This window comes from Polaribacter staleyi (assembly GCF_038024045.1).
In the GTDB taxonomy this organism is placed as follows: Bacteria; Bacteroidota; Bacteroidia; order Flavobacteriales; family Flavobacteriaceae; genus Polaribacter; species Polaribacter butkevichii.
Map to the genome: position 1 here is coordinate 3,596,415 of NZ_CP150665.1, position 12,181 is coordinate 3,608,595.

The window sequence follows — 12,181 nt, forward strand, 5'->3', positions numbered from 1 at the left end:
TTTTTACAAAACGGTTTTTCCTTTTTAGAAGTTCTACTGTTTGTCTTTTTGATGCCCTTTAAAGGGAATTAGAATAAGCATGAAAGGAAAATAAAAAAGCCTTTAGAAAATGAATTCTAAAGGCTTTTTTTATTTTAATACAGAAGTTTCTATAATTTAAAAGCTTCTTTTATAGCGTCTACATAATCTAGTTTTTCCCAAGTAAAAGTTTCTACTTCCTCAGAAATAGTTTCTCCCATTGGGTTTGTAAATGTAACTGTTTTTACTTCTGGTGTTCTACCCATGTGACCATAAGCAGCAGTTTCAGAATAAATAGGTGATCTTAATTTTAAACGTTTTTCAATAAAGTAAGGACGCATATCAAAAATAGATTCTACTATTTTACTAATTGCTCCGTCAGATAAATCTACGGTTGCAGTACCATAGGTTTCAACATTAATACTTGTTGGTTTAGCAACACCAATTGCATAAGAAACTTGTACTAAAACTTCTTTACAAAGTCCGGCAGCAACCAAGTTTTTAGCAATGTGTCTTGTTGCATAGGCTCCAGATCTATCTACTTTAGAAGGATCTTTTCCAGAAAAAGCTCCACCACCATGTGCACCTTTTCCTCCATACGTATCTACAATAATTTTTCTTCCTGTTAAACCAGTATCTCCATGAGGTCCACCAATTACAAAAACACCTGTTGGATTAATATGATAAGTAATGTTATCTGTAAATAATTTCTGAATATGAGCAGGTAATTTAGCAACCACTCTAGGAATTAAAATTTCAACAATGTCTTTTTTAATTTTTGCTAACATCACATCATCAGACTTGTCAAAATCATCATGTTGTGTAGAAATTACGATAGCATCAATTCTTTGCGGCACGTTATCGTCAGAATATTCTATAGTAACCTGACTTTTAGCATCTGGTCTTAAGTAAGGGATATCTTTGTTTTCTCTTCTTAATGCAGCTAATTCAATTAATAATCTATGAGACAATTCTAACGCTAAAGGCATATAGTTTTCTGTCTCATCAGTTGCGTAACCAAACATCATTCCTTGGTCTCCTGCACCTTGATCTTCTGGGTTTGCTCTATCAACACCTTGGTTAATATCTGGAGATTGCTCATGTATAGCCGATAAAACTCCACAAGAGTTTCCGTCAAACATATAAGCTCCTTTTGTGTAACCAATTTTGTTAATTACATCTCTAGCAATTTTTTGAACATCTAAATATGTTTTAGATTTTACTTCTCCGGCTAAAAATACTTGACCTGTTGTTACCATTGTTTCACAAGCAACTTTACTTGTTTTATCAAATGCTAAAAAGTTATCGATTAAAGCATCAGAAATTTGATCTGCAATCTTGTCTGGGTGTCCTTCAGAAACACTTTCTGAGGTAAATAAATATGACATAATAAATCTTCTTTTATAGTATTAAAAATGATTCCTTAATGCATAGCAAAAAGGGTTCTTTAAAATTTGTCTATCCTGTGTAAACAGGAATAAAGAAAAATAAAAAGAGATTGCATTGGTCGCTAAAAGTAGTAGAAAATTACTGCTTTAGCATTTTTTGTTTCGGCAGATAAAAAAAATCTGCGTCAGAGGTTGCAATCAGTTCAAATTTTTCCTCTTAAATTCTTTGCAAAGTTACATTATAAATTTACATATCATAACTTTTCATAATAATATTTTATTATGGTATTATCAATAAAATAGAACAGGCTGTTTATAATTTATTTGATAAAGATAAAACAGCGTCTTTTTATGTGATATTTCTATTTATTTAAAAATAAATTGATTTTTACTTGGATATTAAATTTTTCTAAGCATATATTTGCATTCACGAAGTTCAATAACTTATTGAAATGTTATCAAGAAAGGCGGAGGGATTAGACCCATTGAAACCTTAGCAACCCTTTAGCAATAAAGAAGGTGCTACATTCTACCCAATTATTTTTACGATTGGATAGATAACAAAAACGAAATTTCCTGTTCTGGAAAGTTCAATTTTCTTAATAACATTTTTCTAGTAAGTACATCAACAAAGTTGATGCATTTGACTTTTGGTTTAATCATTTATTAACTCAAAAAAAAATAGAAAAATGAGTACGTACAAATTAGCAACAAACGCATTACATGCAGGACATGATGTAACACAAAATGGAGGAACAAGAGCAGTTCCTATTTATCAAACATCATCATATGTTTTTAACAACTCAGAACATGCTGCAAATCTTTTTTCATTAAAAGAATTAGGATTTATTTACACACGTTTAAATAACCCAACAAACCAAATTTTACAAGATCGTTTGGCAGCTGTAGAAGGCGGAATCGGAGCGGTAGTTTTTGCATCTGGTACAGGAGCAATTGCAACAGGTTTGTTAACGCTTTTAAAAGCTGGAGATCATATTGTGGCTTCTAGCAGTTTGTATGGTGGAACCTATAATTTATTAAGTGTTACCTTACCAAGATTAGGTATTACAACTACGTTTGTAGATGCATCTAACCCAGCAGAGTTTAAAAAAGCTTTACAAGATAATACTAGAGCCTTTTTTGTAGAGTCTTTAGGAAATCCTAAATTAGATGTTTTAGATTTAGAAGCAATTTCTGTAGAGGCTAAAGCAGCTGAGGTTCCTTTTATTGTAGATAATACTGTGGCTACACCAGCATTATTAAACCCAATTAAACACGGAGCAAATATTGTAATTCATTCTTTAACAAAATATATTGGCGGACAAGGAACGTCTTTAGGAGGTGCTATTATTGATGCTGGTACTTTTAACTGGGCAAATGGTAAGTTTCCAGAATTTACAGAGCCTTCTGCAGGTTACCATGGTTTAAAATATCATGAAGCTCTAGGTGCAGCAGCGTTTACTTTTAAATTAATTTTAGAAGGTTTACGTGATTTTGGTGCAGCTTTAAGTCCAACAAACGCTTTTAATATCATTCAAGGTTTAGAGACTTTACCAGTTAGAATTAAACAACATTCTGCAAATGCATTGGCATTAGCTACTTGGTTAGAAGTGCAAGAAGAGGTGGCTTGGGTAAATTACCCTGGTTTAGCTAGCAGTAAATACAAAACGTTAGCAGATAAATATTTGCCAAAAGGGCAAAGTGGTTTGGTAACTTTTGGTGTAAAAGGAGGTTTTGAAGCAGCTAAAGTAATTGCAGATACTACAAAAGTATTTTCTTTATTAGCTAATATTGGTGATACAAAATCATTAATTATTCATCCAGCTAGTACAACACATCAACAATTAGATGAGGCTGCACAAGCAAGTGCAGGTGTTAGTCAAGATTTAATTAGATTGTCTGTTGGTATAGAAGATTTAGAAGATTTAAAAGCAGATTTAAAAGCAGCTTTTTCAAAAATATAATAAATAGGTCTCTTTGAGTGCAGTCGAAAGGTTGTTTTTGTATTAGAACAAATGAGTTCTTGACTGCGCTCTAACAGACACATAAATTTAAAATTTAGCCAATAATTGAAACATCAACTAGAACATATCAAAATAAAAGATTTTACCACAGAAACGGGTGCTTTAATTTCTGAAATGAACTTGAGTTATCAAGTTTTTGGTCAAGAATTAGGAGATGCTCCTATTATTTTAATCAACCATGCATTAACAGGTAATAGTGATGTTGCTGGTAAAAATGGTTGGTGGGTTGATATTGTTGGTAAAGATAAGGCTATAAATACAGATGTTTATACCATTTTATCTTTCAATATTCCTGGAAATGGGTTTGATGGTTTTTTGATTGATAATTATAAAGATTTTATAGCAAGAGATGTTGCGAGAATTTTTTTACAAGGATTATCAGTCTTAAAAATTGATAGACTATTTGCTTTAATAGGCGGGTCTTTAGGAGGCGGAATTGCTTGGGAAATGATGGTTTTAAATACCAAATTAACCAAACACTTTTTGCCAATTGCAACCGATTGGAAATCTACAGATTGGTTAATTGCAAATTGCCAGATTCAAGAACAGTTTTTAGTAAATTCTAGTAATCCTGTTCATGATGCTCGTATGCATGCAATGTTGTGTTATAGAACACCAGAATCTTTTAAAGAACGTTTTCATCGATCAAAAAAAGATAATTCAGATATTTTTGATGTAGAAAGTTGGTTGTTGCATCACGGTAAAAAGCTGCAAGAACGGTATCAATTATCGTCTTATAAATTAATGAATCAATTATTAAAAACAATTGATGTTACGGTTGGGGGAAAAAAAGATATTGAAATTTTAGATAAAGTGAATGCTAATATTCACATTATTGGGGTAGATTCTGATTTATTTTTTACTGCGGAAGAAAACAGAGAAACGCATAAAAAGTTAGCATTAACAAAAGATAATGTTACGTATAATGAAATAAACTCTGTGCATGGTCATGATGCTTTTTTAATGGAATATGACCAATTACAGAAAATTATTGAGCCTATTTTTAATAAGGATTATAGAGAAAAGAAGATGAAAGTTTTAAAATTTGGAGGAAAATCTTTAGCCAATGGCAAAGGATTAGAAAATGCAATAGAAATTATTGCAAGTAAATATAAAGCCGGTATAAAAATTACAGTTGTTGCTTCTGCAAGAGGGAATTCGACAAACGAGTTGGAAGCTATTTTAGATAAGGCGGCATCAAAAAAAGAATATAAAACCAAGTTTGATAAGTTTAAAGAATATCAACTAGCACCAAATAGTACTGTTGATTTTTCTCTTGAATTTTCTAAATTAGAAACCATTTTTGAGGGAGTTTCTTTGTTGGGTGATTATAGTCAGAAAATTAAAGATGAAGTTTTAGCGCAAGGCGAACTATTATCTGTAAAGTTATTGGCAAGTTTATTAGAAAAAGAACAAATTTCTGCAAATGCAGTAGATTCTAGATCTTTAATTATTACGGATGAAAATTTTGGAAATGCACAACCTATTACAGCGGTTTCTAAAGAAAATGTAATTAGTTATTTTAAAGAGCATGACAAGATTATTAATATTGTTTCTGGTTTTATTGCATCAAACAAAAAAGGAGAAACCACTACTTTAGGTAGAAATGGTAGTAATTATACAGCTGCTTTATTAGCAAATTATTTAGATGCAGATGAGTTGCAGAATTACACACACGTTAGCGGTATTTTTACGGCCAATCCAGATTTAGTAGCAGATGCTAAAAAAATAGAACAATTATCGTTTTCTGAAGCGAATGAATTGGCTAATTTTGGAGCAACTATTTTACATGCAAAAACCATTATTCCTTTATTAGAGAAAAACATCAATCTTAGAATTTTAAATACATTTAATAAAGAAGATAAAGGAACTTTAATTACGGCAGAATCATCTGCAAAGGGTATTAAATCTATTTCAACGATTGAAAACGTTGCTTTGTTGAATTTTGAAGGTAGAGGTTTGTTAGGTAAAGTTGGTGTTGATGCACGTATTTTTAAAACTTTAAGTGATAGAAATATTAGTATTAGCATTATTGCACAAGGTTCTTCAGAAAGAGGAATCGGTTTAATTATTGATGCGGATAAAGCACAAGAAGCAGTTGCAGCTTTAGAAAGAGAATTCGAAAATGATTTTTATTCGCAAGATGTAAATCATATTTCTATTGTAAATAATGTGGCTGTAATTTCTATTATTGGTCAAGATTTAAGTGAGTTTCATCATCCTTATAATGCCTTAATTAAAAACCAAATTGTGCCTGTTTTATTCAACAATACGGTAACAGGTAAAAATGTAAGTTTGGTGGTTAGAAAAGATCAATTGCATAAAGCCGTAAATGTAATTCATGGTCAGGTTTTTGGAGTGACCAAAAAAATAAACATTGCCGTTTTTGGAAAAGGTTTGGTTGGAGGAACCTTAATTGATCAAATTATAGAAAACACACAATCTGTTTTAGAAAGAAGAAAACTACAATTAAACGTTTTTGCAGTAGCAAACTCTAAAAAAGTATTGTTAAAAAAAGACGGAGTTTCTAAAGACTGGAAACAGAATTTGTTAGAAAAAGGAGAAGAAAATGTAAATGTTGATGACATTATTGCTTTTGCAAAGGCCAATCATTTCGAAAATTTAATAGCAGTAGATAATACAGCAAGTGTAAATTTTGTAAGTAATTACATTCCTTTTATAGAAGCTGGTTTCGATTTAGTTTCTTGTAATAAGATAGCCAATACGTTGTCTTTCGATTTTTACAAAGAAGTAAGAGCGAAGTTAAAAGAATACAAAAAGCAATACTTGTACGAAACAAATGTTGGTGCAGGTTTGCCTTTAATTGATACGATTAGATTGTTGCATGAATCAGGAGAAAATATCACCAAAATTAGAGGTGTTTTTTCTGGGAGTTTAAGTTATTTATTTAATAATTTTTCAGCTAAAAATGCTCCTTTTTCAGAAATATTAAAAGAAGCTATTGACAAAGGTTTTACAGAACCAGATCCTAGAGAAGATTTAGGAGGAAATGATGTCGCTAGAAAATTACTGATTCTTGCAAGAGAGTTAGAATTAGAAAACGAATTTGATGAAGTTGAAATTAAAAATTTAATTCCAGAAAATTTAAGAGGTGGTTCTGTTGCCGATTTTTTAGGTAATTTAGAACTATTGAATGATGAATATCAAACGTTAAAAGAGAATCAACAACCAAATCACGTTTTACGTTATATTGGAGAATTAAGTGGAGATTTATCACAAAATAAAGGTAACTTAGAGGTAAAGTTAGTGTCTACAGAACAAAGTACTCCTTTGGGTTCGTTAAAAGGTTCTGATGCCATTTTTGAAATTTATACAGAATCTTACGGAGAACAACCAATTGTAATCCAGGGAGCAGGAGCAGGAGCAAGTGTAACGGCAAGAGGTGTTTTTGGTGACATTTTAAGATTAGCAAAACATAATAATTAATATAGAAAAGAGAAAAAAGAGAAAAGAATCAAGAGTACTAATATTTAGTCTTTGTTCTTGATTCTTAAAGTGAAACGGTCTTTTTTCTAAAAACATAATAAATGAGCAAACATTTCGAAACAGAAGCAATTAGAAATCAAACAGAAAGAAGTCAGTTTTCTGAACATTCTACACCTTTATATTTAACATCAAGTTTTGTTTTTGATGATGCAGAAGACATGCGTGCATCCTTCGCAGAAGAAAAAGAACGTAATTTATACAGTCGTTTTACAAACCCAAATACCACAGAGTTTGTAGATAAAATTGTAGCGATGGAAGGAGCAGAGGCAGGTTATGCTTTTGCAACCGGAATGTCTGCAATTTTTTCATCATTTGCAGCTTTGTTAAGTGCAGGAGATCATGTAGTTTCTTGTAGATCTGTTTTTGGTTCTACACATAGTATGTTTACCAAGTTTTTACCAAAGTGGAATATAGAAACCTCTTATTTTAAGGTTGATGAAGTTGATTTGGTAGAAAGCTTAATTAAAGAAAATACAAAGATTCTTTATATAGAAACACCAACAAACCCTGCTGTAGATATTTTAGATTTAGATTTAATTGGTAAAATTGCTAAAAAGCACAACCTTATTTTTATTGTTGATAATTGTTTTGCAACACCTTACATTCAGCAGCCTATAAAATTCGGAGCAGATTTAGTGGTGCATTCTGCAACAAAATTAATTGACGGACAAGGAAGAGTTTTAGGAGGTGTAACAGTTGGTAGAGCAGATTTAATGCGAGAAATTTATCTTTTTGCAAGAAATACGGGGCCAGCAATGTCTCCTTTTAATGCTTGGGTTTTATCAAAAAGTTTAGAAACGTTATCTATTAGAGTAGAAAAGCATTGTGAAAATGCTTTAAAATTGGCTGCTTTTTTAGAGAGCAATGAAAATGTTGAGTTTGTGAAATACCCATTTTTAAAATCGCATCCTCAATATAAAGTAGCTAAAAATCAAATGAAATTAGGAGGGAATATTGTTGCTTTCGAAATTAAAGGCGGAATTGAAGCTGGAAGAAAATTTTTAGATGCTATAAAAATGTGTTCATTATCTGCAAATTTAGGAGATACAAGAACAATTGTAACACATCCATCTTCTACAACACATGGTAGATTGTCTTTAGAAGATCGTTTAGAAGTTGGTATTACAGATGGCTTGGTGCGTGTTTCTGTTGGTTTAGAGCATGCAGATGATATTATTGCTGATATTAAACAAGCTTTAGATTTATAATTAATGATAAAAAAAACATGACCTGCAGAGGTAATTAAATCTGTAGGTCATGTTTTTTTTGCTTAAAAAAGTTTATCCTACTATTTTAGTATAGTAATTCTATTAAATTATGTAGTTTTGTAGTATGCTATCAAAAAAAACAAAATACGGAATTAAAGCGCTTACTTATTTAGCAAGACAGGAACATAAAACGCCTGTTTCTATTTCTATTATATCTAAAAGTGAAAACATTTCTTTAAAATTTTTAGAAAGTATTTTGTTAACACTTCGTAAAAACGGATTATTAGCTTCTAAAAAAGGAAAAGGTGGTGGTTACTATCTTTTAAAAGAGCCTAATGAGATTCAAATGACAACGGTTATGAGAATTTTAGATGGTCCTATTTCTATGATTCCCTGTGTGAGTCTTAATTTTTATGAGAAGTGTGATGATTGCCCTGATGAAAAAGCTTGCTCTGTGCATAAATTGATGGCTCAGGTTAGAGATAGTTCTTTACAGATATTTAAAAACACAACTTTGGCAGATTTATGTAACTGCTAAAAACATCCTTTTAATTACTTTTATTATTGTCTTTACCAAGAATAAACAGCCAATTAATGGTTCTTTTTATTGGTAGGTGTCTTTGCGTTTTTTACTTATAATTAAGTTTTTACAATCACTTTATATAATTTCTATTACTATATCCTTGTAGTGGTTAAAAATTCATAAATTTTACACCTTTTTTTTATTAATCTACTAAATCTATAGGGTTTAAGTAATTTTTAAGATTTTATCTCGACTTTTTATATAGAATTGATGTATGTTTGCATACCCTACTAAAGCAGTAGGATAATTATTTGAATTAATTTTTTTTATGATTTTAGACCAAATCATTTTTAGCAAAAAAGCACAGAGTAAAGGTTTTGAGAAAGATAAGTCTTCCGAAAAACCTTTGCGAAGTGTGCTAAAGGCATTAAGTTGGAGAGTTGTTGGAACGTTAGATACTCTAATAGTATCTTATATTTTAACAGGGGAAATTGCCCTGGCAACTTCAATAGCATCAGTAGATTTTGTAACAAAACTAATTTTGTATTTCTTTCACGAAAGGATATGGAATAAAATAAAATGGGGGAAATAATGAGCCTAGATTTAGATAAAATAAACAAAGACCTTAAAGGTAAAAGTCCAGCAGAAATTATTTCTTGGGCTATTTCTTTTGCAAAAAATCCAGTAATTACAACCAACTTTAGACCTTATGAAGTGGTTATTTTAAAAGCGGTTACGGATGTGAAAAAAGATATTAAAGTAATTTGGTGCGATACAGGTTATAATACCGTACAAACGTATAAGCATGCAGAGGAAATTATAGAAAAATTGAATTTAAATATTCAGTTATATACACCAAAACAAACGGCAGCTCATAGAAATGTAGTTTTAGGAGTTCCTTCAATAGAGGATCCAAAACATGTACTTTTTACAGAGCAGGTAAAGTTAGAGCCTTTTACTAGAGCAATGAAAGAGCATCAGCCAGATGTTTGGTTTACAAACCTAAGAAAAGGTCAAACAGCTTTTAGAGACAGTATAGATGTTGTTTCTGTAAGCAAAGACGGAATTATAAAAGTAAGTCCTTTTTACAATAGTACAGACGAGGAGTTAGATGCGTATTTGGTAGAAAAAAACTTACCAAATGAGTTTACGTATTTCGATCCAACAAAAGTAGAAAGTAACAGAGAATGTGGTTTACATATCTAAAACATAATTATGAGTAATAAAATAATACAAGTAGATGCTTTAGAAAGTGAAGCAATTTATATTTTTAGAGAAGTTGTAGCGCAGTTTGAAAAACCTGTTCTATTATTTTCTGGAGGAAAAGATAGTATAACTTTAGTACGTTTAGCGCAAAAAGCGTTTTACCCAGCCAAAATTCCTTTCCCTTTAATGCATATTGATACAGGTCATAATTTTCCTGAAACAATAGAGTTTAGAGATCGTTTAGCAAAAGAATTAGGTGTTGAGTTAATTGTAAGAAATGTACAAGACAATATAGATTCTGGTAGAGTAAAAGAAGAAACGGGTAGATATGCAAGTAGAAATATGTTGCAAACAGAAACGTTGTTAGATGCAATTGAAGAGTTTGGTTTTGATGCTTGTATTGGTGGAGCAAGAAGAGATGAAGAGAAGGCAAGAGCTAAAGAAAGAATCTTTTCTGTAAGAGATGATTTTGGTCAGTGGGATGAAAAAAACCAACGTCCAGAAGTATTTGATATGTTAAATGGACGTATCGATTTAGGGCAGAATGTACGTGTTTTTCCAATTTCTAATTGGACAGAATTAGATGTTTGGTCTTACATAGAACAAGAAAATATCGAAATACCATCAATCTATTTTGCACATAAAAGAAAGATTTTTGTACGAGACGGAATGATTTGGTCTGCAGATGATGCCGTTGTTTTTAGAGATGAAGAAGAAGTGGTAGAAGAAAGAATGGTTCGTTTTAGAACTGTTGGAGATATGAGTTGTACAGCAGCCGTTTTATCCGACGCAGTCGATATTGCAAAAGTTGTAGAAGAAATTAGAGATTCTTCAATTTCAGAAAGAGGCGCAAGAATAGATGATAAACGTTCTGAAGCAGCAATGGAGAAACGTAAACAACAAGGATATTTTTAAAATTTGTGAAACAAATTTTATGCTATAAGTTACAAGCTTTAAGCAAGAAACAAATTAGATAATACAAGTTGCCTAAAGCTTATAGCTTGAAGCATAAAGCATTAAAAAATGAAAGTACTAAAAATAGCAACAGCAGGAAGTGTAGATGATGGTAAGAGTACCTTAATTGGTCGTATTTTATACGATACAAAATCATTGACTGACGATAAATTAGAAGCAATAGAAGAAAAAAGTAGACAACGTGGTTTTGACTATTTAGATTTTTCTTTAGCAACAGATGGTTTAGTTGCAGAACGTGAACAAGGAATTACTATTGATGTTGCACATATCTATTTTTCTACACCATCAAAAAGTTTCATTATTGCAGATACACCAGGTCATATAGAGTATACAAGAAACATGGTTACTGGTGCTTCAACAGCACAAGCTTCTATTGTTTTAATTGATGCAAGAAACGGTGTTATAGAACAAACTTACAGACACTTTTTTATCAATAATTTATTGAGAATTAAAGATGTTGTAATTGCTATCAATAAAATGGATTTAGTTGATTTTTCTGAAGAGAAATACAACACCATCAAAAGTGAAATAGAATATTTAGCAAGTAAGAGTGAGTATAAAGGACAAAATTTAACGTTTATACCAATGTCTGCTTTACAAGGAGATAATGTGGTACATAAATCAGAAAATACGCCTTGGTATAAAGGAGAAACTTTAATGCATCATTTAGAGAGATTAGATCTAGATGATATTGCAGATGATTCTCAAACTCGTTTTCCTGTACAAACAGTAATTAGACCTAAAACAGAAGAATATCATGATTTTAGAGGATATGCTGGTAAAATTTATGGAGGAGATTTAGCTGTTGGAGATGAAATTGCCGTATTGCCTTCGCAAACAAAATCTAAAATTAAAAGTATTAATTTCTTTGATAAAGAATATGAAGTTGCAAAAAGAGGAAGTTCTGTTACTGTTACTTTAGAAGATAATGTAAATGTAAGTAGAGGAGACATGTTGGTAAAAGTAAATGAAGAACCAACAATAGCTAAACAACTAGAAGCAACAATTTGTTGGATGGATAAAGAGCCTTTACAAGCATCACAAAAATATTATATAAAACATGGTGTAAATGATGCGCAAGCAAAAATTACGCAGTTATCTAGTATTATTAAAACCGATTTTTCTGGTATTGAAGAAAATCCTTCGGAATTGGTGTTAAATCAAATTGGTGATATTCAATTAAAATTGAGCAAGCCATTGTTATTTGATTCTTATAAAAATAATAAATCTAATGGATCTTTTATTTTAATCAATCCAAAAACAAACAATACAGTAGGAGTTGGTTTTATAAAATAAACCAATTTACAAACCAACCATTACCACCAACCACCA

At 31.1% G+C, this 12,181-nt stretch carries 9 protein-coding genes and 1 riboswitch; of the genes, 8 read left to right on the forward strand and 1 reads right to left on the reverse strand.

Annotated elements, in window-relative coordinates; genetic code table 11:
• Nucleotides 1-149: 149 nt before the first annotated feature.
• Nucleotides 150-1,406: a methionine adenosyltransferase gene (metK, locus tag WHD07_RS14950; RefSeq protein WP_343329045.1), complete on the reverse strand. Its 1,257-nt coding sequence runs from the start codon at nucleotides 1,404-1,406 to the stop codon at nucleotides 150-152.
• A 452-nt stretch (nucleotides 1,407-1,858) separates the two neighbouring features.
• Nucleotides 1,859-1,970: riboswitch (SAM riboswitch) on the forward strand.
• Nucleotides 1,971-2,095: 125 nt separating this feature from the next.
• Here metK and WHD07_RS14955 point away from each other — a divergent pair.
• From WHD07_RS14955 to WHD07_RS14990, 8 genes are all read left to right on the forward strand, one after another.
• Nucleotides 2,096-3,370: an O-acetylhomoserine aminocarboxypropyltransferase/cysteine synthase family protein gene (locus WHD07_RS14955; protein WP_343329046.1), complete on the forward strand. Its 1,275-nt coding sequence runs from the start codon at nucleotides 2,096-2,098 to the stop codon at nucleotides 3,368-3,370.
• Between the two features lie 105 nt (nucleotides 3,371-3,475).
• Nucleotides 3,476-6,877: a bifunctional aspartate kinase/homoserine dehydrogenase I gene (gene thrA, locus WHD07_RS14960; protein WP_343329047.1), complete on the forward strand. Its 3,402-nt coding sequence runs from the start codon at nucleotides 3,476-3,478 to the stop codon at nucleotides 6,875-6,877.
• A 101-nt stretch (nucleotides 6,878-6,978) separates the two neighbouring features.
• Nucleotides 6,979-8,145 (forward strand): O-succinylhomoserine sulfhydrylase, encoded by a 1,167-nt coding sequence (locus WHD07_RS14965; RefSeq protein ID WP_343329048.1) that lies wholly within the window; start codon nucleotides 6,979-6,981, stop codon nucleotides 8,143-8,145.
• 124 nt (nucleotides 8,146-8,269) lie between these two features.
• A complete protein-coding gene (locus WHD07_RS14970; protein ID WP_105050343.1) occupies nucleotides 8,270-8,683 on the forward strand; it encodes an RrF2 family transcriptional regulator in 414 nt (137 codons plus the stop codon).
• A 313-nt stretch (nucleotides 8,684-8,996) separates the two neighbouring features.
• Nucleotides 8,997-9,260, forward strand: a complete 264-nt coding sequence (locus tag WHD07_RS14975) for a DUF2061 domain-containing protein (protein WP_105050344.1) — start codon at nucleotides 8,997-8,999, stop codon at nucleotides 9,258-9,260.
• Entirely contained in the window at nucleotides 9,260-9,874 is a 615-nt protein-coding gene (locus WHD07_RS14980) for a phosphoadenosine phosphosulfate reductase family protein (protein WP_343329049.1), read from the forward strand. Before WHD07_RS14975 ends, WHD07_RS14980 begins: the two co-directional genes overlap by 1 nt.
• Before the next feature lie 9 nt (nucleotides 9,875-9,883).
• Nucleotides 9,884-10,789, forward strand: a complete 906-nt coding sequence (gene cysD, locus WHD07_RS14985; protein ID WP_105050345.1) for a sulfate adenylyltransferase subunit CysD — start codon at nucleotides 9,884-9,886, stop codon at nucleotides 10,787-10,789.
• 108 nt (nucleotides 10,790-10,897) lie between these two features.
• Nucleotides 10,898-12,145, forward strand: coding sequence for a sulfate adenylyltransferase subunit 1 (locus WHD07_RS14990; RefSeq protein WP_105050346.1), 1,248 nt, complete (start codon nucleotides 10,898-10,900; stop codon nucleotides 12,143-12,145).
• The last annotated feature ends 36 nt before the right edge of the window (nucleotides 12,146-12,181 follow it).